The sequence below is a fragment of the Paenibacillus paeoniae genome (genome assembly GCF_003388735.1).
GTDB classification, from domain to species: domain Bacteria; phylum Bacillota; class Bacilli; order Paenibacillales; family Paenibacillaceae; genus Pristimantibacillus; species Pristimantibacillus paeoniae.
On sequence record NZ_QUBQ01000001.1, the window covers coordinates 1,639,421 to 1,662,804 of the forward strand.

24 protein-coding genes and 1 riboswitch are annotated in these 23,384 nt (G+C 43.2%); of the genes, 15 read left to right on the plus strand and 9 right to left on the minus strand.

The features are described from left to right. Positions 1–165: 165 nt before the first annotated feature. Positions 166–337: riboswitch (M-box (ykoK) riboswitch) on the minus strand. Positions 338–735: 398 nt separating this feature from the next. Continuing rightward, positions 736–1,440, plus strand: a complete 705-nt coding sequence (locus DX130_RS07375; protein ID WP_116044019.1) for an MgtC/SapB family protein — start codon at positions 736–738, stop codon at positions 1,438–1,440. Between the two features lie 15 nt (positions 1,441–1,455). Here DX130_RS07375 and DX130_RS07380 read toward each other — a convergent pair whose 3' ends face one another. Both DX130_RS07380 and DX130_RS07385 read right to left on the minus strand, forming a co-directional pair. Then, positions 1,456–2,577, minus strand: coding sequence for a response regulator (locus DX130_RS07380; RefSeq protein ID WP_116044021.1), 1,122 nt, complete (start codon positions 2,575–2,577; stop codon positions 1,456–1,458). Positions 2,578–2,600: 23 nt separating this feature from the next. Further along, complete coding sequence (locus DX130_RS07385; RefSeq protein ID WP_116044023.1) at positions 2,601–5,651, minus strand: histidine kinase; 3,051 nt, start codon at positions 5,649–5,651, stop codon at positions 2,601–2,603. Positions 5,652–6,130: 479 nt separating this feature from the next. Here DX130_RS07385 and DX130_RS07390 point away from each other — a divergent pair, with 479 nt between their 5' ends. Next, positions 6,131–7,123 (plus strand): ABC transporter substrate-binding protein, encoded by a 993-nt coding sequence (locus tag DX130_RS07390; RefSeq protein ID WP_165861188.1) that lies wholly within the window; start codon positions 6,131–6,133, stop codon positions 7,121–7,123. Positions 7,124–7,191: 68 nt separating this feature from the next. Here the strand turns inward: DX130_RS07390 and DX130_RS07395 are convergent, their stop codons facing one another. Genes DX130_RS07395 through DX130_RS07410 form a run of 4 tightly spaced genes read right to left on the minus strand, consistent with a single transcriptional unit; the run spans position 7,192 to position 11,296 of the window. Further along, entirely contained in the window at positions 7,192–8,304 is a 1,113-nt protein-coding gene (locus DX130_RS07395; protein ID WP_116044026.1) for a GerAB/ArcD/ProY family transporter, read from the minus strand. Positions 8,305–8,327: 23 nt separating this feature from the next. Continuing rightward, a complete protein-coding gene (locus DX130_RS07400) occupies positions 8,328–8,558 on the minus strand; it encodes a hypothetical protein (protein WP_116044028.1) in 231 nt (76 codons plus the stop codon). 5 nt (positions 8,559–8,563) lie between these two features. After that, complete coding sequence (locus DX130_RS07405; RefSeq protein WP_116044030.1) at positions 8,564–9,757, minus strand: Ger(x)C family spore germination protein; 1,194 nt, start codon at positions 9,755–9,757, stop codon at positions 8,564–8,566. Positions 9,758–9,781: 24 nt separating this feature from the next. Beyond that, positions 9,782–11,296: a spore germination protein gene (locus tag DX130_RS07410; RefSeq protein ID WP_240644340.1), complete on the minus strand. Its 1,515-nt coding sequence runs from the start codon at positions 11,294–11,296 to the stop codon at positions 9,782–9,784. Positions 11,297–11,412: 116 nt separating this feature from the next. Between DX130_RS07410 and DX130_RS07415 the strand changes: the two genes are divergently transcribed. The 8 genes from DX130_RS07415 (at position 11,413) to DX130_RS07445 (ending at position 15,855) form a co-directional block, all read left to right on the plus strand. Next, positions 11,413–11,985, plus strand: coding sequence for a YdcF family protein (locus tag DX130_RS07415; protein WP_240644341.1), 573 nt, complete (start codon positions 11,413–11,415; stop codon positions 11,983–11,985). A gap of 273 nt (positions 11,986–12,258) precedes the next feature. Further along, the gene (locus tag DX130_RS07420) at positions 12,259–12,741 is read left to right on the plus strand and encodes a MarR family transcriptional regulator (RefSeq protein ID WP_116044032.1); all 483 of its coding nucleotides are present in this window, start codon (positions 12,259–12,261) and stop codon (positions 12,739–12,741) included. Positions 12,742–12,752: 11 nt separating this feature from the next. Continuing rightward, the gene (locus tag DX130_RS26890; RefSeq protein WP_240644342.1) at positions 12,753–13,337 is read left to right on the plus strand and encodes a nitroreductase family protein; all 585 of its coding nucleotides are present in this window, start codon (positions 12,753–12,755) and stop codon (positions 13,335–13,337) included. 15 nt (positions 13,338–13,352) lie between these two features. Beyond that, a complete protein-coding gene (locus DX130_RS26895; RefSeq protein WP_240644343.1) occupies positions 13,353–13,844 on the plus strand; it encodes a nitroreductase family protein in 492 nt (163 codons plus the stop codon). 201 nt (positions 13,845–14,045) lie between these two features. After that, positions 14,046–14,510 carry a DinB family protein gene (locus DX130_RS07430; RefSeq protein WP_116045803.1) on the plus strand — a complete coding sequence of 155 codons (465 nt, stop codon included), beginning with the start codon at positions 14,046–14,048 and terminating at the stop codon, positions 14,508–14,510. Positions 14,511–14,573: 63 nt separating this feature from the next. Then, positions 14,574–14,894, plus strand: coding sequence for an ArsR/SmtB family transcription factor (locus DX130_RS07435; protein WP_116044034.1), 321 nt, complete (start codon positions 14,574–14,576; stop codon positions 14,892–14,894). A 56-nt stretch (positions 14,895–14,950) separates the two neighbouring features. Next, positions 14,951–15,379: a DMT family transporter gene (locus DX130_RS07440; RefSeq protein WP_116044036.1), complete on the plus strand. Its 429-nt coding sequence runs from the start codon at positions 14,951–14,953 to the stop codon at positions 15,377–15,379. Positions 15,380–15,393: 14 nt separating this feature from the next. Further along, positions 15,394–15,855, plus strand: a complete 462-nt coding sequence (locus DX130_RS07445) for a DMT family transporter (protein ID WP_116044037.1) — start codon at positions 15,394–15,396, stop codon at positions 15,853–15,855. A 3-nt stretch (positions 15,856–15,858) separates the two neighbouring features. On the opposite strand, the gene DX130_RS07450 is transcribed toward DX130_RS07445, so the two are convergent. Further along, positions 15,859–16,218: a MerR family transcriptional regulator gene (locus DX130_RS07450; RefSeq protein WP_116044039.1), complete on the minus strand. Its 360-nt coding sequence runs from the start codon at positions 16,216–16,218 to the stop codon at positions 15,859–15,861. A 119-nt stretch (positions 16,219–16,337) separates the two neighbouring features. On the opposite strand from DX130_RS07450, the gene DX130_RS07455 reads away from it, so the two are divergent. Continuing rightward, positions 16,338–16,976: a nitroreductase family protein gene (locus DX130_RS07455; RefSeq protein WP_116044040.1), complete on the plus strand. Its 639-nt coding sequence runs from the start codon at positions 16,338–16,340 to the stop codon at positions 16,974–16,976. 86 nt (positions 16,977–17,062) lie between these two features. Here the strand turns inward: DX130_RS07455 and msrA are convergent, their stop codons facing one another. Further along, entirely contained in the window at positions 17,063–17,587 is a 525-nt protein-coding gene (msrA, locus tag DX130_RS07460; protein ID WP_206098769.1) for a peptide-methionine (S)-S-oxide reductase MsrA, read from the minus strand. A gap of 268 nt (positions 17,588–17,855) precedes the next feature. On the opposite strand from msrA, the gene DX130_RS07465 reads away from it, so the two are divergent. From DX130_RS07465 to DX130_RS07480, 4 genes are all read left to right on the plus strand, one after another. Beyond that, entirely contained in the window at positions 17,856–18,200 is a 345-nt protein-coding gene (locus tag DX130_RS07465) for an ArsR/SmtB family transcription factor (protein ID WP_116044042.1), read from the plus strand. Between the two features lie 73 nt (positions 18,201–18,273). Further along, entirely contained in the window at positions 18,274–19,698 is a 1,425-nt protein-coding gene (locus DX130_RS07470) for an NAD(P)-binding domain-containing protein (RefSeq protein WP_116044044.1), read from the plus strand. Further along, positions 19,686–20,936, plus strand: coding sequence for an MFS transporter (locus DX130_RS07475; protein WP_116044045.1), 1,251 nt, complete (start codon positions 19,686–19,688; stop codon positions 20,934–20,936). The genes DX130_RS07470 and DX130_RS07475 overlap by 13 nt, the downstream gene beginning before the upstream one ends. Before the next feature lie 216 nt (positions 20,937–21,152). Continuing rightward, entirely contained in the window at positions 21,153–22,166 is a 1,014-nt protein-coding gene (locus DX130_RS07480) for a phosphotransferase enzyme family protein (protein ID WP_206098770.1), read from the plus strand. Positions 22,167–22,250: 84 nt separating this feature from the next. Here the strand turns inward: DX130_RS07480 and DX130_RS07485 are convergent, their stop codons facing one another. Next, a complete protein-coding gene (locus tag DX130_RS07485; RefSeq protein ID WP_116044047.1) occupies positions 22,251–23,252 on the minus strand; it encodes an arsenic resistance protein in 1,002 nt (333 codons plus the stop codon). Positions 23,253–23,384 lie beyond the last annotated feature (132 nt).

Genomic DNA, 23,384 nt, shown 5'->3' on the forward strand with positions numbered 1-23,384 from the left:
GGAATAGATGTGACAGAGAGCAGATTCATTCCCTCTGATATATGCTTCTTTTCACGATGGATGTTACTACTCTGACTACTATCCATGCTGGATATCCCCCCTGACGCCATAAAAATAACCCTCTAAAGACATAGAGGGTTAAAGAAGTGCACGAAAAAAACACTTTAATCTCCCCCTAGTCGAGTTTTGGCACTATACAACGTAAAGAGAGCAATGTCTCTTAGCCACATTATGGAAAGCCTTAATCCGACAATCCCTGTTCTACCCATGGGCATCTTTCGATATTTCTGGGCAGTGGCCTATGTTTGTATAGGAGCCTCACCTAACGAGGAACTATTCCATTCGATTTCGTTTACTCAGCGAGTATAATGGCAAATCAAATGACTTGTCAATTCTTTTTATTCATCCATTTCGTGGATTGACAGGCTCTTGGATAGCGAGTAGAATTCAAAACAGCGATTGAGCATCACACTCGGATGGAAGGGGAGGTTGGTACCCATGGGAAGTAGGATAGTGAAGTCTATCATAGATGCACGGATAAAAGAGGTTTTTTCATGCAGGTTCATAGGAATAGTCTTCATTGGATCAGAGGGCCCGCTTATTTCCCAGGGCAGTCTTCTTTGAGTGTGTATGATTCACGATTCATGAAGTCTAGGAAATGAACGTGTTGATGAGGGCCCTCTTTTTAAAGAGGGTTCTTTTTTATGACTATTTTGATGGAATGAGGTGATCCGGATGGGTTTCGAAATGATTTTTAAATTGTCGCTTGCATTGATTTTTGGTTTGTTGATTGGCATCGACAGACAATTAAAACAAAAACAGCTGGGACTGCGTCCAAGTATGGTGATTTGCGTCGCGAGTTGCTTAATTACGATAGTTTCGATTCATGCGTTCGATAAATTTGGCGGTATGAATCATCCCAATATGGATCCTATGCGTCTGGCTGCTCAGATCGTAAGCGGGGTAGGCTTTATTGGAGCAGGTGTAATTTTAAGAAGAAGCAATGAGGTGATTTCAGGCTTAACGTCTGCTGCCTTGATTTGGTCCGCATCAGCTCTTGGGATTGCAATTGGAGTTGGTTTTTATATGGAGGCGTTTTTTGGTGTGATTTTATTAATGACTGCTGTAAATGCGATACCGGTGCTTGTCAAGTGGATTGGACCGCAATCATTGAGCAGACATGATGTCGCGCTCAGAATTTTAGTCGAGCCTAACGCAAGGATGACCGAGCTTATTCAATTAATTGAACGGAAATATCCGAATAAACCAAATAAAAGCAGTGAGTTTAAAATTCGCTATATGAAATTAAAGGATCTCGAAAATAACTGTCAATGGATTGATTTGACGTTATCTGTCCCGGAATTCCAATATACAACTGAAATCTATTATGCCATTAAAAAGATTGACCATGTACGCTCTGTGGAGATTGAGCATCTGTAATCAGTGCAGAAGTAGCTAACATATTTTCTCATAAATGCGACGGCTAAGCTCAGATGGCTGTATGCTCAATTCCGCAAGTTTAAGCACCAATTTTCTGTATATCTGAAAAACATGATCATGTTTGCCTGTCAAGTAATAGGACTGCATCAATAGCCGATAGGCCTCTTCCTCATAAGGAGAAATGACAACAGCCTGTTCAGCTATATGGATCGTATCCTCATATTGCTCTTGTGCTAAATAACGATTGCCGATCGTAAGCATCACATTAACTGCAGATTTTTCTAGTTGCTGTGCTTTAAGGATAGCCCAGTGGTAATCCTCTGAATCGAGAAGCGGATTTTTGTAATGCTCCAGCACGGCCAGAAGTTCGCTTATCCCGCTCTCCTTTAAACTTTTAATCCGATCGATCCCGGCTGTGAATGCGGCAACATCAGTAGATAATTGTCCCATATGGTCCAGATAGTAACCTTCTTTTTCATAATGAATGATTTCTTCTAATCCATATTGACGCAAGTTTTTGCGCAGAAGGCTGATGCAGGTATGAAGATAGACTTTAGCTTTATGGAAAGGCTCGTCCGGCCATAATTCTTCGATAAGTTTGTCGCGGCTGACACGCTCGCGGCCATTAAGAAGCAGATAGGCGAACAATTCCTTTTCTTTCGATGTCCGCCATGTTAGTTTTTTGCCGATAGGAGAGAGGACCTGAAAATCGCCAAACATTCGTACCGCCAATTTCTTATTGGTTGCCGGATAGTGGTCAGAATGCCTAAGATGAATCTCTTTAGTCAATCGGTCAATCGTTTTCATCAATCGGCTCATCTCCATCGGTTTCTGGAGGTAGTCGATGGCTGCTAGTTCAAAGGCTTCAATCGCGTATTGATCGTAGGCGGTAGTGAAGACTACGAAGTCAAGCGGATTGACTTGATGAATTCGCTCCGCCAGCTCCAGGCCGGACATGCCAGGCATCTCGATATCGACAAACCATACACGAGACGTATCAGAGCCCGTCATCTGAAGCGTCGCTTCTATGCCGTTGTTATAACAGCCTAGTATCTCGACCTGGCCGGATTGCAGGAGGAAAAATTTCAACATATACATCGAATGAATCTCATCATCTACGAGAAAAGCCTGCAGCATAGTGTCGCCTCACTTATCTTGATTTATATCATGTACGGAAATTGAATGGTTACGGTAGTTCCTTGACCAGGCATGCTTGCGATATGCGGGATTTGACCGTTCAAATGTTTCATCCGGCGGATGAGATTTTGCAGGCCAATTCCCTGATCCGGTGTTTTGCGCTCATACATGGCGCTCACTTGCTCGGCAGTCATACCGACTCCGTCATCTTGTACGATCACGATGACGGATTGCTCCTGTCTTTTGATCGTCAGCTTTACTGTACCGCCGCTAATTTTTTTGGATACGCCATGACGGATGGCGTTCTCAACTAGCGGCTCGATAAGCAGAGGCATCACTTTGCAGGCATACAAAGAGGGATCGGCGTCAATCTCTACGGTCAGACGAGACCCGAAGCGAACCATCTCAATGTCGACATAGGCTCCGATCAACTCCATCTCTGTGCTTAGCGGAATCATATCATCGGAGCTGTCAGAATGAAATAGAATACGCAAATACCGGCTAAAGCTTCCGAGCAATTCCCCTGCACGAGGACCATCCGTATAGCAAAGCGACATGATAGTTGCTAGCGCATTGTACAGGAAGTGAGGTTTAATCTGCGAACGAAGGAAAGCCATCTCATGGCTCGCCGCTTCTTTCACCAGCTTCTTCATGCCAAGCAGCGTATGCACGCGAACCAGAATTTCGGATGTGTCCAGCGGTCTATGAATAAAATCATTGCCTTGTGCGGCAATGCAAGTCTCGATATCGGCCGGGGTGCTTCGCGTATTAATAAATAGTACGGGCAGCTCCGCCTGGCTGAAGTCCTTGCGCAGCTCCCGGCATAACGTATAACCATTGTGAGGAGGGAGCTGTACATCGATCATCATTAAATCTGGCCGCTCCCTACTTGATATCGTTTTCATCACTTCAGCGCTTGTAGCTGCCGTTTTGATCTGAAAACCTTCCATCGTTAGCAAACCGTATAGATATTCCAGATCGATCAGATTCGTTGTCGCAAGCAAGATGGTAACGGCTTTTGAGGTCGGATATTCCATCCCGTCATACGCTGTATTGTGCATGGCTAAGCTCAGGTTTTCCTGGTTGTTCTCATCGGGAGTTTCCTCCTCGATTGGATGATCAACAGCTGACAAATACAGCTTCACCCAAGTATTTGACTCGTCCATTACAAGTTCTCCGCCCATTCGCTGTACCAGCTCTCGCGATAACTCCAGTCTGGCATCAATTGCATGTGCAGATTCCCGGCTAGGCAAGCTACTCGAAGTGACCTGGCTCCGCGAATCCGACTCGTTTTTTTCAAATCCTACGGATAGAATAACGTGACGCCCGGATCTCTTGGTTTCGAGTACGATTTCGTCTTGCGCATGAGCATCCATCAGAATATACATAATGTTATAGAGAACCTGCATCAGACGATTGCTGTCAGCCGAGACATAACGGGCATCTTGCTGCACGTGTTGACGCAGACATACACCCTTGCCGGTAGCTAGCGTTGTGAATACTTCCATAACAACGGACAGCGAGGGTACCAGATCTACAGTTCCGATTGTTATATTCAGGCTGCCGTCTTTGAAGCGGGACGCATCTATCAAATCATGGACGGTATTGGACATGCGATAGGCGGTATTGCGTATCCGGTTCAGCTTTTGTTGTATCTCGTATTCATTCGCTTTTTTAAGCGGTGTTTCCAGCAGGGAGCGAGATACATGAATAATACCATGCAGCGGTGTATTCAATTCATGGGATGTAAGCAGCAAAAATTCATCTTTCATTTGATCGGCAATCTGAAGCTTTCCAGTCAGTTGCTGCATCCCGTTATAGGCCTGTCCATATTGGTAGACCAGCAATATGGCGAAGGAGATGAGCTGCATAATAAATAAACCGTTAACAAGCGTCATCGCAATCATATTCCATGTGCTCAGAATGGACAATATACTGTTCAGAAGCAAGATCCATATGGAAGCTATTAAAATTTGGAACTGTCTGAGGTTGATTGTGCCATACTGGCGTAATAGATACATACGGAATAGATGGGCTAAGATGATCACATACATCACTAAGCCCCATACATAAACGACATCTTGAGCGTAAGAGTATACCCGGAATGGTGTTGTTAGTATTGTTACTACATAGATCACGATAAGTGCGGTAGAAGCATGCAATAGCCGCTTCATTTTGCGGGATTCTACGATTCGCGTCATGATTTGGTAAATGATGATGGTTATCCCGTATAAAGAGATATATTTGATTTTGAATGCAGGTTCAAAGGACAGATCATGAAAGAGTTGCAGCAGCAGACGTTCTCCATTGGAGAAGATAATGACCGCAAAAAAGAAAAAGAAGATTGCCTGCAACAATACCTTTACATCCTTGTGAATGAAAAGATAGGAATAGAAAAACAGAAGTGAGAATGCAATCATAAAGCTGATAATCATATATTCCAGTCCTGTTTGATGTTTGATTTTGCCGTCGATCTGCTGACCGGATCCGAATTCAATAGTACTTAGTATGCCGCCGTCTCGGTATTCATAATTGGCGACTTGGATGACGATTTCGAGTTCGGGCTTTTCTGCAAAGAAATAAGTAGTATAGGGCATGTTGCGCGGTTCATATAAGGTAGGATCGGCAGATGGCGTTCCCGATTGTCCCAGCTGTTTGCCATCTACAAATAAAGCGTCTGCAAAGCGGATATAGCGCTTGGAAATCGCTAATTGCCGATCCGTAGGCACTCCTTCGACCAAAAGGCGGTATGTACCGAATCCTTTTCCGTTCATTTCTACTCCATTTGCAAGTGACTGGCCGTTCCAATTGCCGGGTACTTGTATAAAAGTGCCGGATGCCGTGTCTTGCATTGCGATTTCCTGGGGTGTCAATAACTGATTGGGAAAGAAGCTCCATTCCCCATCCAGTTGGAAGAGGTCGTGCTTATTCCAGTTCTCTTCGGTTAATTGCAATACTCCGGATTGGGCAAGCGGCTGATCGGTGCGCGATGCCATCTGATAGAGTGTGGTATATAGGATGATGGCCGTAATAACGGTTAATCCGACAAGGAAATAATCTTTGAATAAGCGCACGACAATAGTCCTCTCGCAATAGGTTTTCAATAAGAATAGTATAGAGGCCAGCACTTAAAAAACGCTGAACATCGACATAAATCGACTTGTTTCTTTGCCTATCATAACCTGTCTGGTTTAGAAATAGTAGATAGGAGGCAATGTCTCCACATACGAAAATGGACAATGAATCGTACATTTCAAAGCAAAAACATGTTATGTTTGTGAAAATGATTCTCAATAGAGGACTACATGTTGTCTAAGCATTCAAAAAAGTCATTCCGCTTCTGTCTCTCTGACATTCGTAAGTTGACTTTAAATCAAATCACTAGAATAGACCAACTACTATTTGTGCAAAATAAGAATAGAATCGTGCACATACCCCCATGTACTTTGAATAGGCGTGCTACTATAATAACTCTTATTGATATTGATAATTAATATCAATTATAATGTTTTTGAACAGATACTTACTATTGGAGAGGAATGTGGATAAGAGTATGAGTAAGAAACGGATGTCAAGCATAGCGCTTCTTGTTCTAGCATGCTTGCTGGTGATAGCAGGATGCGGAGAAAAGGCGAATAAAGAGGGGCAAGAGGAAAAGGTTCAACCGGAACATACGTCAACTTCTACAAGGATAGTAGAGCATCCATATGGAAAGACCGAAATTCCTGTTCAGCCCAAGAGAATTGCTACCTACCTGCTCGAAGATAGTTTGATTTCACTAGATGTGCCGTTTATCTATTCGTTCGATTTACCTGGCTATTATTTGCACGACCAAATCGCTGCGAAAAATATTCCGACAAGCGGCGCATTACCGCTGAATGTAGAGGCAGTGGCAGCATCCAATCCTGATTTGATTATCATTAGTCAATATGCAGTGGAGGATCAGTTGGGTTATGACAAGCTGAACCTCATTGCGCCTACTATCGCTTATGATCCTAATGATTGGGAGGGAAGCCTGATAAAGATTGGTGAGGCACTTGGTCTTGAGGATAAGGCAGCAGCCGTTATCTCTGCCTATAAAGAACATATCATTGAAGTGAAGGATAGTATTGTGAAGAAAGTGGGCACAGATAAAACAGTAGCTCTCATTCGACCTTTAGCAAAAGACTGGCAACTCTTTTATCCTACCTTTGATTCGTTTACAAAAATCTTTTATGAAGAGCTAGGCTTGAATGTGGATGAGAGTGTGGCAGCATCTCAACGTGAAAGCAGTAATGACTGGGGAGATAATCTCTCGCTTGAGGTTCTGCCTAAACTTAAGTCGGATTATATTTTCTCCATGTATGGCAGCTCACTTTCTGACAATGAAGAGTTTGAAACGGAGCGGCAGTCTGTGAAGGACTTTGAAAAGTCATCGTTATGGAAAAACTTGCCTGCTGTTCAAAGCAATCAAGTCGGCTATATTTCGGGTAGACATTGGATGACTAGTGGTTTCATAGCAGATAAAATGAAGCTGGATGATGTATTGGGATTTTTAACTAAATAATATAAAGTGAAAGTCGTCGTGTGAAACCGGCGGCTTTTTTTTGTCGGCTCTGGATAATAATCGATGGATCACAAGCGATCCTGTTGCAAGTTGGGATGTCCATACTTCTTTCTAATGAGATGTATGGCATACAGCAGGAGCGGGAGAACGATGGCACACGTAATGTCCCAATAGATGTAATAATTAATCATATAGTTGAAGTGTACGGTGTTCGGAGTAACGGCAAAAGCTAAACCGAATGCAATTAGGCCAACAGGTACGGTCATGGAGCGAGTATCACGAAGCTTCAGTAACTGTGTGAGCCCTAGCATGAGTGCATAAAAGTTTAGAATGATTTTGAAATAGGTCGATATGATCCAATTGATCGCAAGAATAGCTTCAACCCTCTGCAAGAAGTTGCCAATATTAATTTTCTGTGCTGCTGAATAGGTGGGATAAATGAGCGATGGGATTAGATTAGGACCGATGACGACCAATGTAAGCATTACGATTGAGCAGATCGCCATGCCACCGAGGAAGGCACCAATCAGGTAGTCTCTCTCGGTATGCTTGCTGTTTGCAACTTGAGGGAGAATCATGAGAAAAACATTCATCTCGCAGAAGGTGAAGGTACTGCTATATAAAGAGGCATAATTGATATTTCGCAAACCTTCGGTCATGATAGGCTGAATCCGATCCATTTGCACCTGCGGAAGCAAGAGTATAATTAGGGCGATGAATAGCAGGGCATTCCATGGGAAGAAGGTTTCGCCTGTTCGAGCAATCGTTTCAATACCGCTTTTCATGCTCCATATAATAAGAATGACCATTAACAGGTGAATGACCATGATTGGCGTTTCCGTCAGGAATTGCGTTGTGATGAAGTCACCTACTTCACGAAGGATCACTGAAACGTTGGTCAAATAATAATAGAGGTAAAAAATCGCAACTAATCCACCCAGCCATTTGCCCAGCAATCGCCGACTATATTGTACGATGGTCAGCTTAGGATATAAGCGGCTGAACTTGTATAGAAACCACGCAACGGGCCAGCCCACAATGAATCCTAGCATTCCGGAAAGCCAAGCATCCTGCTTAGCGGCCGAAACAATCAGTGAAGGCAGGACAAGAAGCATGTCTCCGATAATAAAATAAATCACAAGAACGGCAAGTTGTTTCGTACTTATTTTCCCGTTAGCCATCACAATTGCAACATCCTTTATGTTTAAGATTGATAAATCCAGCGATGTAGAGGCTTATACATAAGCTCCGGAATCATTAAAGGGCTCGGGAGTTGAATTTCCAGCAGCGCATATACGCTTAATACAGATCCGGCGATTAAGAACAAGACATAGAGGATGACTTCTTTCTTCCAACGCTTTTTGATCTGATTAGGCAGCTCGAAGCCGGCTGCGATAATGGCAATGATGGATACGATCATAATGGAATGAATCATTCTCTTTACTCCTTCATGATTCGAGTTAGGGAGTTGCTGGTCATCCCCGTATTTCGAATATGCATTTTAGTTTTATAGATAACTTGCAGCTTAGAGAAATGCTCATCCCAATCCTTTTCGAGTGTTTTCCATAGCTTGGGATGGGTTTTGTAGATAAGGTTGCCGAAACCGAAAATATCAATTTTGTATTTTTGCTGCATCGTATCCACAGACTTTTTCATCAAAGTATTCGCTCGGATTTCTGCATTTTGCTCCAGTTCTTTGATCGTAACAGGTGAACTAATATCAAGATTGCATGTTTCTTCCCCTATATTGGAATCCGTCTCGACCAGAACCTCAATAACGGGCTCGCCGTTAACCAGCATACATTTCAACTTGGTTTTCGTACGTATAATCTCAATAGCCAACAATTTCCCATCGGGACACTTTAGATGGCCAACTGAAGATTTTACTTTGTCGGTTATGTAGTTATAGCCTCTGGCTTCACTTGGACTAAGCCAACCAGCAAGCTTATCTCCCTTGAAAACCGCAAGCTCCGAAAGCACTAGCTTAACGGGTACATCGATTTCCTCTTTAGTAGCTGCTTGGCTGGCTGGCGCATTACCTGTCGTCGTCACGCCTGGCAAGACGGGATGAATTCCTTCAGTTGTTAATTGATCCATCAACATGTCCACCGTTATCTTCGAAACCGGTGACCAGATGTTTGAAGAGGTCTCCAAGGAATTAAACAAGGAATCGGCAGGCACTTTCTCTAGCGGCGTCAGAACGTTCATGATCTGTTCTGCAGGAACCTGCTTTGCGACCATTACGACATAATTCATTCGTGTTTCTTGATTTCTCACTAGCAAATCTAATACTTTGGCGACTCCTTCATGAGCAACTTCTTCACTTAGCACCAACGTTTGAATATGTGCCGTATAGATTTTTCTTGGGCTTGTTGTCGTCAAATTTCGAAAAGCTTCAAATAAGGTTGCACCCTTTGCTTTGTATAAAGTAACAGGGGCTTTTCCACCGCCTGTACGGCTGTTCACTTGATCAGGAATGATCACTTGAGCCGCTACTTGATAGTCTTTCCCCGCCCTATCAATGGCAACGCCTGAGAGGATGCCAAGCTCATCTAATTCGCGTCTGTTCCAGCAACCTGTCATGAGAGACAGGCTTAGTACGCATACAACAATCATTTGGCCAATGCGTTTCATAGATGTACAATCCCTTCCTGGCAATTACTTCGTACCTTTGGATCGAGCCATCCGAATGCTGTCCTTTGGATTGATTGAGCTTGGCCGCTTAATCATCCGAGGCCAGGGGATGCGAAATAAAGTGTCTTTTTGGTTATCTAAGTTGAATGGTGCGATTGGACTCATATAAGGAACGCCAAATGATTGGAGACTATTCATATGCAAGGCAAGCAGAATGCTGCCGATCAAAATGCCAAATAATCCGAAGGATGCGGCCAGTCCCATTAAGATGAAGCGAAGGATGCGAACGGAAATGGACATCGCATTAGCGGGGATGACATAACTGGAAATCGCAGTGATGGAGACTATTATGACCATAGCTGCGGAGATAATTCCAGCTTCAACCGCCGCTTGTCCAATGACAAGTGTACCCACAATGGAGACTGCTTGCCCGACGGTGCGGGGCATCCGAATGCCTGCTTCTCGCAAAATCTCATACACGATTTCCATCATGAGCGCTTCGATAAATGCGGGAAAAGGAACGCCTTCGCGCTGTGCAGCCAAGTTCAATAGTAAATTAGTCGGCAGCATCTCCTGATGGTACGTTGTAATGGCGATGTAGAGCGATGGGGCCAATAACACGATAAAAAAAGATAAGTAACGAATCAGTCGAATTAAGGTGCTGATATCTGAACGTTGATAATAGTCTTCGGACGTTTGCATGAAATGGATAAACAAGCCTGGAACCAGCAAGACGAAGGGTGTCCCATCAATCAGAATCGCTACACGCCCTTCTAATAGGCCGGCGACGATTGTATCCGGGCGCTCGCTATTATAAACGGTAGGGAAGGGTGTATATTTATGATCCTGAATAAATTCCTCGATATATCCGCTCTCCAGAATGCCATCCATATCGATCCTATTGAGTCTTTGTTTGACTTCCTTGATCAGATCATCGTTCGCTAATGATTTCTGATACATAATCGCGACGCTCGTCTTGGTCACTTGGCCAATGCTGTACTTCTCCAACCAAAGCTGAGGGTCTTTCATGCGACGGCGAATAAGTGAGACGTTGGTTTCCAGTGTCTCGGTGAAGGCGTCCATCGGGCCGCGGATACTGGGCTGGGACGTAGGCTCACTAATGCTTCTTTCTTCACGTCCCGTTACGCCGATTCTTAAAGCGTCCGGATAGCCATTCATGAGCAGAATGGCGTCTCCCGATAACAGGTGGGTGAAGAGAGTATCGAAATGATGCATCCATTCAATATCGCCAACGGACAACAGCTTCTCTTTCATGTAATGAAGCGGATGCATCGTTTGGTCGGAGTTATAAGCTGAAGAATTCTCGATCAATGAATTCAATATCGAGGTTTGAATCATTTGAACATCTGCAAGCCCATTCATATAAAGCAAAGCAATATGCCAATCTTGAGCCAATGTCATGTCCCGGATGATCAGATCTGGACTGTCACCCATTATGTCTTTGATGTACTGTACCGTTTCATGCAGTTCTGCATGAAGGCGTGTGTCTTTATTTGAAGGGATGGGAATGACCTCCATTTCTCGAAAGGATATCCCATATTTTGGCCAGCGACTGGTTAAATATACCCTAAGGCCGGGATGTGATAATATTTAGGGAATTGTACATATGAAAATGAGAGAGTGCAGGTGAGAGATTGAAATTAATATTCGTAAAACGACTTTTCATCGCAGCAGCCGTTTTGTTAAGCTGGTTAATTATTCATACTGCTTTCATCGTAATCGATGGGTTGAATGATGAATTAAAGCCAGTAGATATGGCTGTAGTATTGGGCAATAAAGTAGAGGATAATGGACAGCCGTCTGAGCGATTGAAAGCAAGGCTGGATCGAACCATAGAACTTTACAATCAGGGCTATTTTACTTTTATTCTTGTAAGCGGAGGGTTGGGGAAGGAAGGGTTCGATGAGGCACGGGTGATGAAGTTTTACTTAGCCGATCAAGGGATACCGGAAGATGTAATTATAGAGGATAACAATGGTTACAACTCCTATATGACCGCTCAAAATACCAGCACAATTATGGATGCGTTAAAGGCAGACTCCGCTATGATTATTACGCAATATTTTCATATATCCAGGACAAAATTAGCTTTTAGCAAAATGGATATGAAAGAAGTCTATTCATCTCATGCCAAAATCTTTGAGTGGAGAGATATCTATTCCATCCTGCGAGAATTCCCGGCTTATTATAAATATCTCTTCAAGTAGGGATAGTGGAAACCGGAACCAATCCCCGTAAGCCCGATTTATCGGAGTTTAACGGGGATTGTTTTGTATTGGAAAAGCTCTGTTTTTTGGATGGATACTAAGAAAAGAAGTTCATGTAGTTAAGGGTAAAATATTTTAGTTGATAATCGTTATCAATCATGATATATTGTTAATAAGTTAACAATATATTTTTTCTGATAGTCACATTTTGCTTAATTAAGGTGTTCATCATATTTAACTATTAAACAATAAGGAGAAAGGTGTAGTTTAGAGATGGATGTGAAAGATCGATCCAAACAGCTTCTGTATGAGCAGTACATTCAGTTTTTACATGTGCTTGAGAGTCAAAAGGATAAGGAAATCGATCATTTTCTTAGTATTGTGAAAAGGGAATTCATTGAGAAATTTTCCAGCAATTTGACCGCCGTTCATATGATCGATTGCATTGGTCAGCATGAACCGATTAATAGTACAGGCATTGCAGAAATGATGAATTTGTCCAAGGCGAGTATAACCAAGATTGGCGCCAAATTGCTGGAGGAAGGTTTTGTCAAACGTACGCAAATGAATGACAACAAGAAGGAGATTTATTTCCGCTTGTCACCTCAAGGCAAAAAAATCTTTGAGCTTCACGAACGACTCCATAAGCTTGAAGCCGAACGATTCTATCGTTTTTTGGACAAATACTCGGATGAGGAATTGAAAGTAATCCATACATTTCTTCAAGATACGAGCACACACATCGAATCCAGATAATGAGAAGGAGGATGAAAGGTTTGAATGTAGCTGATTTGATTATGGAACGCCGAAGTATCCGTAAATGTACGACGAGACCAGTGGAACAAGAGCTCGTTGTTGAATTGCTGAGAAACGCGTTGCGATTGCAGCCTTCACTAGAGAATGGGTCTTGGCGCGCCGTATATGCCGGAACGCCTGAAGCAAGCAAGGAGCTGACTGATTATATTTATGTACAGATGACCGAGAGCAAGCTGGGCAAGCTGATCCCCGGAAAGTTAATGGATGTCTTTAAGAAGAGATTTTCGGATATCCCCGCTCATCTTGTAGTGATGGCTGCGAAAGGGCCGGACCGTCCCAGCAGCGACCGGAATTATGCAGCCATCTGCGGATTGATGCAGAGCTTCCAGTTGCTAGGCTGGGAACGCGGACTAGGCATGCTGTGGGATACCGATCCCTTCCTTTATCATGAAGGATTTTTCCAAGGAATTGGGTTGCGTGAAGATGAGACATTCGTTGGTATCCTCCATCTGGGCTACTATGACAAAGTGCCAAAGAGTCGGAGAAGAACACCAGCCGAACGGAAGTGGACTGTATTGCAGGGAAGCGTTACTTAGTGGGGAGGATGTAAGATGACATTATCTGATTTGGCCGGAGAAATGGGTAGGCCTGTACACTTTATAGATCGTCCAGTTTCGCAACAGCTGATACTGGAGCTGCTTAATTGCGCCGTATGGGCGCCGAATGATGGACTACGAGAGCCTTGGCGGTTTATCTTTACCGACAGACGGAATGGGCAAGAACTGCGGGGGTTGCAGGAGCCGGCTCCTGCGTATCTGTTGGTAGTGGCAAAGGAAGAGGGGGATCCTCATATTCAGGAGGAGGACTTTGCAGCCGTCTGCTGCCTAATTCAAAACTTCCGCTTACTGGCACATGAGAAGGGCTTGGGTGTGCGCTGGACGTTGCACGAATGGATGTATGAGCGCAGCCGTACGGTAACTTTCGGTGTAGGGGACAATGAGCGTCTCGCTGCAGTGTTGGAGATCGGGTACAACGCTGTTCACTCCGAAGGAGAACCTGCGTTTACGGAGTCTCCGCTACCGTTCGAGCTGCTGGGAAATTAATCATTAGCAAGAGGAACGGTCCCGCCTTGGCATAGGTAGGACCGTTTTTTTTCAATGGAGAGACATTCATGACTGCAATTTTCTAGTAGGCAACTGGAAATAAGGAAGCAAATGACATTGTAGTAAAGGAAAAAGGAAACATGCCGTCGAACCAAACATATGTATTCATTGTAACGATTTGACCGATAAGGGGAGATTATGTTGATCAAGTTGTTTCAGTATAACTGGATGGTAAGAGATGAATGGTTTGAACGATGTAAGCAAGTCCCGATAGAGGAATTGCTGCGTAATCGAATGGGTGGGACAGGTAGCATACTCTATACCTTGTTTCATATTTTAGATGTAGAATATAGCTGGATTCGTGGAATACAAGGAGAACCAGATATCCAATTTCAATACGAGAACTATAAAACCTTGGAACAAGTTAAACAGCTTTCTGATTCTTGGAACAAAGAAACGAAGTCGTTCCTTGATAATTGGTCAGATGATTTGGATAGCGAAAAAATAACTGTTTCATGGATGGAAGGACATTATGCCAAAGGTGAAATAGTACGTCATCTTATTGCACATGAAATTCATCATATGGGACAGCTATCCATATGGGCAAGAGAAATAGGGATTCAACCGGTGTCAGCGAATGTAATTGATAGAGGGCTGTTCAAATAATCTGTGAGAGACGGAATTCATCAAGCTATTTACATATCGAGAATTATCGATTAATATAGGCTTATGAAAAATAACCTTGTAGAGATTTTTAAAGTGCTGGGCAATGAGACACGGTTGGATATGTTGAAGTGGTTGAAGGATCCTATGCAATATTTTGACAAGCCTACGGCACATCTTTCAAAAAACATCAGCGAGAAGGGCGGCATTTGTGTAGGAGATATTCAGGAACGTGCCGGATTGTCACAGTCCACAACTTCACATTATCTATCTATGTTGGAGCGCATCGGGTTGCTGGAATCCGAACGTCATGGCAAATGGACCTATTACCGCAGAAATGAAAAAACAATCACGGAATTAACGGAACGCTTGAAACTAGAGATATAAGTCTTTTTTTTGACTTAACATATCGACAATTCTCGAAATAAGGATGTGTTGTTGTGATGAAAATTTGGGTGTATGTGATGGCTTTATTGGCTGGCATTGCTTTGAGTATCGAAGGCGCTATTTATGGCGTGTTGGGTTTATCGATCGGGAAGCTGGAGAGCAGCTTTTATAACTTTGCCATTGGTACTGTCATTATTGGTGTGATTCTGCTGTTTTTCGGCAAAGGAAAGTTGTCCTATACCAAAAAAGCGCCGAAGTGGCAGCTGAGCGGGGGGATATTGGGCGTCATCTATTTGACGATTCTTGTATATGGCATCCCATATCTAGGCGTGGGGCTTACTATGATTAGCGTCATCGTAGGACAGATGGCCATGAGTATGGTCATTGAGCATAAAGGCTGGCTCGGCAGCGCGAAGTCAACAGTAAGCAAAGAAAAAATCCTGGCAGTGATTTTGATGTCCGTTGCTTTATTACTCGTATTTTAAGAAGGGGAGATCTTATGACCATTCTATTATTAGTAGCTGCTCTTATTGGCGGAATATTGTTAAGTGCACAATCCTCAGTAAATGGGTCTTTCAGCAAAGAGGCCGGAACATTCGAGAGCACGTTTCTCACGTTTATGACAGGTGCAATGTTTTTGTTGATTGTTGTTTTGTTTTTTGGAAAAGGAGACGTGGCTGCCATCCTGGACGCACCGAAATGGCAATTAAGTGCAGTCTGGTTTGGTGTAGGTTTCTTGTTCCTAACTATTCTCGCTGTGCCGAAGATTGGAGTCATCGCAACCAACATATCGACTGTAGTCGGACAGCTTGGAGCGGGAATTGTCATTGACCACTTTGGTTTCTTTGGCGGGGCGCAAATCTCATTTGATTGGCAGAGAGGACTAGCCATTGTCCTCATGCTGTTTGCATTAAGATTGATATATGTGGCCAACAAAAAAACAAATAAGTCGCGTGCATGATCCTTAACATTTTGTTTGAAAAGTAGCTGTCCCTTCCAGGACGTCATTTAAAAACTTCTTTGATTTATTCAAACGTTGTTGGATATCTTCGATGTCTTGGATTTTGTGTTCAATTATTTTTTTCTTTTCCTCATAGGATAAGTTAAGCTGTTGATCTACGAGCAAGCTGATGTCTTCTATCGAGAAGTCTACAGATAAAAGTGTTTTCACATCGCTTAAATATTCCACAACTTCCTCTGAGTAAATACGATAGTTATTTGCATCTCTTTGAACAAATCTGTCCGGAATTAGGTTTTTGCGTTCGTAGAATCTCAGCGTTGAGATAGGTAAACCCGTTAGTTTGGACACATCATTTATTTTCATTTGATGACCTCTTTTTCATTCTTGCTATAAACCTAGGTTTATAGTTCATACTACGATTATGATAACGATTGCCATACACAATGTCAAAAAATCTACTGTTATCAAGAGGAGAGAGGCATATGTTTAACCAGATTCTTAATAACGATTTCGAACAGATTGTGAAGGGACGACGTTCTGTCAGAAAGTACGACGAGAACATTAAAATATCGAGGGAAGAAATCAGTGAAATGATTGCGGAAGCCAGCCTGGCTCCATCCTCTGCCAATATGCAACCCTGGCGAGTAGTTGTAGTGGACACACCAGAGGGAAAAGAAAAATTAAGACCTCTTATGCGTTTCAATACGTTGCAAAATGATACTTCATCCGCCATGTTATTAATCTTTGGGGATACCGAAAGCTATTCATATGCTGAAGAAATATACAATACAGCTGTAGAACAAGGAAAGATGCCGGCTGAAGTACGGGATAGTCAGCTAAGCACCATTCTAACTATGTTTCCGGCTCTACCAAAAGAATTGAAAATTGAAGTTGCAAAAATCGATGGCAGCCTCTTTGCCATGCAGCTTATGTTAGTAGCTCGCGCACATGGGTATGATACGAATCCAATGGCTGGCTTTGAAGTGGATCAGGTAGCGAAAGCATTTGATCTGGATGAAGAACGCTACGCGCCAGTTATGATTCTTTCAATAGGAAAAGCCAAAGAAGCAGGGTATGAGTCCGTTCGATTGCCTTCTGACAAGATCATCTTTTGGAGATAAACATTCATCCGTGCTGAAGGTGGATGAGACGATATGAGCAGAAATAGGAAAAGGCATCTGGATAGATGCCTTTTCCTTAACCGATATTAATCCTTGCTCCAATATTTCTCGATAATGGCGTCGCGGCCTGAATAAATGCGGGACTCTTTATAGAACTTTGGATTTTTCTTATGGTAGTTTTGATGATACTCTTCAGCCGGGTAAAATACAGAGGCTTCCTCAATGGCCGTGACAACAGGCTGATCAAAGCGTCCGCTCTTGGCCAGTTCTTCACGTGATTGCAGCGCCTGTAGCTTTTGCTCTTCATTATGATAGAGAATAGCAGCACGGTATTGGCTTTTACGATCGTTCCCTTGACCTGTAGCGTCTGTAGGGTCAATCTGAGGCCAATAAAGCTCAAGCAACCTCTCGTAGGGGAAAATGTCCGGATCAAAGGTAATCTGCACAACCTCCAAATGTCCTGTTTCCCCTGTTAGTACCTGCTCATACGTTGGATTCTCGATATGGCCGCCCATATAACCGGATATAATCCCGTGAATACCGGGCTGTTCCTCGAATGGAGTTACCATACACCAGAAGCACCCGCCAGCGAAAGTTGCTTTATGCAGCATATTTATTCCTCATTTCTAGTTAGCTGTAGCTTTGTAATGATGCTGTTTAAGTCATTATGATAAGTGATCGTATCGCAAAACACAATATGGCAACGTTATATAATGATAATCAGATATAACGAGTTTCCATCCTGTTTCTTATCGAAAATTGTTTAATCAACTTTTTTTGATTAAGTATTGACATTCAGAATGCGTATTGATAAGATTGCAACATAAATCAAAAAAAGTTGATGAAGAATATTGAGTTTTATCTTGGAGGTAGACAGTCATGGTTAAAGAGCTTCAGATGGTGGAGAAAAGGGAGGTTGCAGTAGATTTTGCAAAGTATGAAGCGAAGTTCAAGGCACTTGCCGATCAGAAGAGACTTCAAATCATGTATGAACTCACACAACGTGGCAACACCTGCGTATGTGATCTTACAGAAATCGTTGATATGCCGCAATCTAAATTATCGTATCATCTGAAAATTTTGCTCGATGCCGGACTTATTCGTCGGGAAACAAGGGGCACTTGGAGCTATTACGAATTAAATTCATCTGAAGTGAATAATCTGCTGTCTCCCGAGCTGTGCTGTATTTTTCGCATGAATGAGGTGAAAACAGACGATTGCTGATAAGTGCTTTCGTCTGATCTTTAAATCAAAAAAAATTGATTAATTATCGCATGAACATTAGGAGGTCATATCCATGAGTCAATGTTGTTCTACACCCCAACCAATTCAAGAAACGTTGAAAGCTTCTACAGCGGTTTCGTCCAATCCAGATTTGCCTGTCGCCATTATAGGTGGAGGTCCTGTAGGATTGGCAGCGGCTGCTCATCTTGTAACGAAGGGAGAGTCCTTCATTCTCTTCGAGGCAGCCCCGCACATAGCAGGAAATGTGAATCAGTGGGATCACATACGAGTGTTCTCTCCATGGCAATACAATATGAATAAAGCGGCTAAGCAATTGCTGGAGGCATCAGGTTGGAAGTCGCCCGATGAACAAGCCTTTCCTACAGGCAGGGAGTTAATTGATGAGTATTTGGCTCCGCTGTCGCAGCTGCCTGTCATCAAGCCATTTGTCCATTACAATGCCAAAGTGGTTGCCGTAACTCGAAAAGGTTTAAGCAAAGTGAAAACAGCCGGCCGCGATAAACGGCCATTCGAGCTGCATGTTCAAGAAGAGAACCAAACGATCAAGTATAAGGCTAAAGCAGTTATTGATGCGTCGGGGACCTGGTCTAGTCCTAACCCAGCCGTTTCTGACGGGGTTTGGACCATCGAGGAGCGATCTTTGAGCAGCCAGATTACGTATGGGATTCCAGATGTGCTGGGCAAGGAGAAGGAAAGATTTGCAGGAAAAAATATTCTTGTAGTGGGCAGCGGTCATTCCGCCATTAATGCGTTGCTGGACTTGGAACGCCTCAAAGAGCAAGACCCTCTGACATCCATATCGTGGGTCATTCGAAAGTCGAATGTGAAGGATGTATATGGCGGTCAGGAAAATGATGAGCTTCGTGAACGCGGCACACTTGGTGTACGATTGCAACAATTAGTGGAGTCAGGCAAGGTCACCGTGTACCCATCGTTTCTCATTGAGCGCTTTGAGAAGAACGGAGTTCAGATCAATATATCTGGCACAGTAAATGGGGAGACCGTGTACATCCATGAACTGGATCAAATCATTAGCAATACGGGATCACGACCAGACTTGTCTTTCCTGAGAGAAGTAAGGACAGATATAGATTCTGCTATTGAGAGTGTAGGTGCGCTAGCGCCGTTGATTGATCCGAACGAGCATAGCTGTGGAACCGTAAGACCACATGGTGAAAAGGAATTGCGGCAGCCCGAACACCATTTTTATATTGTGGGATCCAAAAGCTATGGTCGCGCTCCGACTTTCTTGATGACAACGGGTTATGAACAAGTCAGATCCATTGTCGAAGGGATTACAGGGAACTGGGAAGCAGCTGCGAACGTAGAATTGGATCTGCCAGAGACTGGCGTATGCAGTATCAGCCAATCCGTTCAATTTAGCAATAACTGCTCAGACGCAGAACCGGCTGATAATCAAACGAAGGGCAGCTGCTCTACAGCACCAGACGTCAATAAGACTTCATGCTCCGGCTAAACAAATCTCATAGTCCACAAGGAGATAGCCGTCATAAGCAGGTACATATACTTGCGCTTATTACGGCTATTTCCTTGCTGGGCGATTCCATGCTCTACATCACTTTGCCTATCCATTGGAAGGAAGCCGGGTTGATTTCATTAGTCGAGGTAGGCATATTGTTATCCGTTAATCGATTTATCCGGTTACCGCTTAATCCGGTTATTTCATGGCTTTACTCCAAGATTAGTATCCGAACGGGGTTGTGGATAGCCCTTATAATTGCAGGAACAACAACCTGGCTGTATGGTTGGGCACAGAGCTTTGTTTTTTGGTTAATATTGAGAAGCGTCTGGGGAATGGCGTGGGCCATCCTTCGATTAGGTGCATTTTATATGATTGTAGAGGTATCCACGACGGGCAATCGTGGTCAGGTCATGGGTACCTTTAATGGACTCTCCAGAATTGGCGGTTTAGTTGGCATGCTTGGAGGAGGATTTTTCGTTGAGTGGTTTGGCATTCGGACTGTGGCATTAGTATTCGGTCTATTCGCTTTTTTAGTAATTCCTCTCATTTTACATTTGCCAAAAGGTTCTATAGAACACCAAAGTGGAACCTCCAAGTTCCATTTCTCCCTGTTCTTTAAAAACCCATCGTTGTTAAAATTACTGCTCACCGTGTTTCTTGTCATGCTTTGTTTAGAAGGCATGGTAAGTGCTACGCTCAGTCATCTCATTCACATTCGTGAAGTGATCATTGATATACAGGGTGTAATTCTTAGTGCAGCTATTTTGGCCAGCTTGGTTCAAGCTGCCCGTTTACTTATCGGTGTTTTTGTTTCCCCATGGATCGGGGGGAAGTCCGATGGTGACTGGGGGAGAAGACGTATATTAATAATGGCATTACTGATGGCGGCTCTATTTATCATTCTGACGCAGTTTAACATCCCGGATTATGTATGGTTGGTTAACTTAACAGCAGCACTTCTAACCACAACCGTATTAATCGTTCTTCTCGACTCGTTTGCATCGGATATAGCGGAGGAAAGATTAAAGGCAGCGACGATTTCGTTATATGTCATGATCTCTGATATTGGGGCTGCTTTTGGTCCTGTTCTGGGATACCTATCCGTAGAAGCCTTTGGTTTGTCTACAACCTACTTACTTTCAGCTGCAATATTATTGATTTTGTCTTTACTTTGGATTCTGTTAAAGGAAAGTCAAAGTACAGGTATGATGATGCGAAACACATCATCCTAGAATCGATTAAAGTACCTGGGAAAATTCACTTATAATTGTTTTTACTATCCAGTTTCTTAGCAGTGGCTGTTAAAATGTACATATATGGAAGGAGTTTTAGGGGATTCCTTTTATGTAGAAGGCATTTAAACAAGCAGCAGCTAAAGGAGAGATCGTATTAATTATAACGAAGTTGTTCAAATCAGTGATTCCTATTTACTTTCATTAGTAACAGAGATGTACGGTCTGGATGGCTATGAGTTCAACCAGATTCCCCCTCATGAAGGAGGACGCAATCTCGTATATACCTGTGTGAAAGAGGGCGCCGCCGCCAAAATACTAAGAATCTCTTTCTTGCCTGACAGAAGCCGGGAAGATTTTCTGGCTGAAGTGGAGTATGTACGATATTTATTCCAGCATAGAGGCAGTGTCTCCAATGTAATCAGTTCCCGTAAGGGGAATCTGGTGGAGGAAATCACTTACAATCATCACACCTTTTTTGTCTGTCTGTTTGAGAAGGCAAGGGGTAAATTGCTTGTAGAAAATCACTATCAGTACCGGGAAGGCGCACCATTAACCGAGTATTTTTATAACTGCGGCAAAGAATTGGGCAAGTTGCACCAACTATCGAAAGGGTATGAGCCCGTACGTCCACGTTACAGCTTCTATGACAAATTCAATGCCGTTTATATCGCTAAATGGATACCTGATTCCTTGTCTCAGCTTAAGGATAAGCTGGTAGAGCTCCTGACTATTTTAGATGGTTTGGACAGGAACAAGGAAACGTTCGGAATGATCCATTTCGATTATGGTGACGGTAATTATTCGATAGATTTTGATAATGGACAAATCACCGTATACGATTTCGATGATTCATGTTTTGGTTGGTATATATATGATTTGGCTACTGTCTGGACTCGCGGAGTGGGCTGGACACAATTTGAACCAGACGCCGCCAAACGTAAAACGTTTATGGATGATTATTTTGAAACCGTCCTGGCAGGTTATAGATCGGAGACCAAAATCGATGATTACATGTTGGATAAACTGCCCTTTTTTATTCGAGTATGCCTCATGGAAAACGTTGTTGATGCCTTCGAGGTGATGCAGAACGCGGGCGAGGAGTCGACTTGTGACGAGGAACTGTCTTATCTTATAAAATGTCTGGAAGACGATATCCCCTATAAGGGATTCTTCCACGAGATTTACTCTTGTGAAAAACCCTTCGCGTATGAGGAACGAACTATTTAGTTTTTATGTCATGGTGAACAGCCGACTCATTAGGGTCGGCTGTTTTCGATGCTCTAGCGATTCAGCAGTCTCATAAATGACGGTTTAGCTTGTTTGCGCCTCTTTAGTAGACGTGTTGTCACGCAGAATGACATTTGGAACAAGACGAACATAGATCAATTCCCCTGCAAGCTCAACAATCGTTTGCGTTACAATGATTGCGGCTACTAGTGTACTCCAGTCATCTGGTAACGCTAAGGCAAGGGGGAGCACGACAAGCGAATTGCGTGTTCCTGCACTAAAGATAACAGCCCGTCCTAATTTCACGTCTAGTCGAAACCACTTTGCAATCATACGACTAATGAACGGCATGATGAACATGAAGGCGATGTAGACAGGAATAACTTTAATAATGAGCTCCCAGTAGACGGATAGCTTGCTAATTTGCGATGCCACCACAATAAATAGAGTCAGAGCCATCAATGGGACAGGTATCCATGCGGACGCATCCAACAGCAGTTGACCGCTGCTGCGAGTTTTGCTGGAAACCACTTGTAAGATTATAGCCAGCAGAAGCGGTACTACGATAATGATTAGAAACGCTTCGATAAAGGGTCCTGCGTTCACAACCTCAGACGCTTTTTTGCCCATGAAAATCCATAGATAAAGGGGTAACAGGATCATTTGCGTGACAAACAGAATGGGAGTTGACAGGAGCATTGCTTTTTCATTTCCACGACCTAGATGAGTAAATACGATGACATAGTCAATACAGGGTGTCAGCAGAACAAGATAAACGCCAAGCAATAGGGGAGATTGCTGCGGCAGAAACTGCGATAATAACCAGACAACAATCGGAACCGCGATATAATTGGCGGTTAGTATAGCCATGATAAAGCGTCGATTTCCGAAGGATTCCTTTATAGACATAAAGGGGATTTGGGTAAACATTCCAAACATCAAGAGGGCTATAACGACCGAAATTAAGATGTGATTATCTAAAGGCGTCATTAGTTTAGGGAAAAACAAGCCGAGACCGGCTCCAGCTGCTAATACCGCTACATAAAGCCAAATCTGATTTTGTTCCAGTTTCTCACGAGTTATCATTGCACCATGTTCTCCTTCATTCATTCTATTACAACCATATAATCATAGATGCAAAAAGCTCCTGAAATCAAGGAGCTTTTTGTATTTTTATCATTCATTTTCTGCTGCTGAGCAGTCTGAAAGTCTGAATAA

Bases quoted from the DNA above. Each gene is read 5' to 3' on its own strand.
- DX130_RS07485 (WP_116044047.1), bottom strand. From the start codon at position 23,252: ATGATAACTCGTGAGAAACTGGAACAAAATCAGATTTGGCTTTATGTA.
- DX130_RS07465 (WP_116044042.1), top strand. From the start codon at position 17,856: ATGGTTAAAGAGCTTCAGATGGTGGAGAAAAGGGAGGTTGCAGTAGAT.
- DX130_RS07420 (WP_116044032.1), top strand. From the start codon at position 12,259: ATGGATGTGAAAGATCGATCCAAACAGCTTCTGTATGAGCAGTACATT.
- msrA (WP_206098769.1), bottom strand. From the start codon at position 17,587: ATGCTGCATAAAGCAACTTTCGCTGGCGGGTGCTTCTGGTGTATGGTA.
- DX130_RS07475 (WP_116044045.1), top strand. From the start codon at position 19,686: ATGCTCCGGCTAAACAAATCTCATAGTCCACAAGGAGATAGCCGTCAT.
- DX130_RS26890 (WP_240644342.1), top strand. From the start codon at position 12,753: ATGAAAGGTTTGAATGTAGCTGATTTGATTATGGAACGCCGAAGTATC.
- DX130_RS07435 (WP_116044034.1), top strand. From the start codon at position 14,574: ATGAAAAATAACCTTGTAGAGATTTTTAAAGTGCTGGGCAATGAGACA.
- DX130_RS07455 (WP_116044040.1), top strand. From the start codon at position 16,338: ATGTTTAACCAGATTCTTAATAACGATTTCGAACAGATTGTGAAGGGA.
- DX130_RS07440 (WP_116044036.1), top strand. From the start codon at position 14,951: ATGAAAATTTGGGTGTATGTGATGGCTTTATTGGCTGGCATTGCTTTG.
- DX130_RS07375 (WP_116044019.1), top strand. From the start codon at position 736: ATGGGTTTCGAAATGATTTTTAAATTGTCGCTTGCATTGATTTTTGGT.
- DX130_RS26895 (WP_240644343.1), top strand. From the start codon at position 13,353: ATGACATTATCTGATTTGGCCGGAGAAATGGGTAGGCCTGTACACTTT.
- DX130_RS07400 (WP_116044028.1), bottom strand. From the start codon at position 8,558: ATGATTCATTCCATTATGATCGTATCCATCATTGCCATTATCGCAGCC.
- DX130_RS07380 (WP_116044021.1), bottom strand. From the start codon at position 2,577: ATGCTGCAGGCTTTTCTCGTAGATGATGAGATTCATTCGATGTATATG.
- DX130_RS07405 (WP_116044030.1), bottom strand. From the start codon at position 9,757: ATGAAACGCATTGGCCAAATGATTGTTGTATGCGTACTAAGCCTGTCT.
- DX130_RS07450 (WP_116044039.1), bottom strand. From the start codon at position 16,218: ATGAAAATAAATGATGTGTCCAAACTAACGGGTTTACCTATCTCAACG.
- DX130_RS07445 (WP_116044037.1), top strand. From the start codon at position 15,394: ATGACCATTCTATTATTAGTAGCTGCTCTTATTGGCGGAATATTGTTA.
- DX130_RS07480 (WP_206098770.1), top strand. From the start codon at position 21,153: ATGTACGGTCTGGATGGCTATGAGTTCAACCAGATTCCCCCTCATGAA.
- DX130_RS07390 (WP_165861188.1), top strand. From the start codon at position 6,131: ATGAGTAAGAAACGGATGTCAAGCATAGCGCTTCTTGTTCTAGCATGC.
- DX130_RS07470 (WP_116044044.1), top strand. From the start codon at position 18,274: ATGAGTCAATGTTGTTCTACACCCCAACCAATTCAAGAAACGTTGAAA.
- DX130_RS07410 (WP_240644340.1), bottom strand. From the start codon at position 11,296: ATGGAGGTCATTCCCATCCCTTCAAATAAAGACACACGCCTTCATGCA.
- DX130_RS07395 (WP_116044026.1), bottom strand. From the start codon at position 8,304: ATGGCTAACGGGAAAATAAGTACGAAACAACTTGCCGTTCTTGTGATT.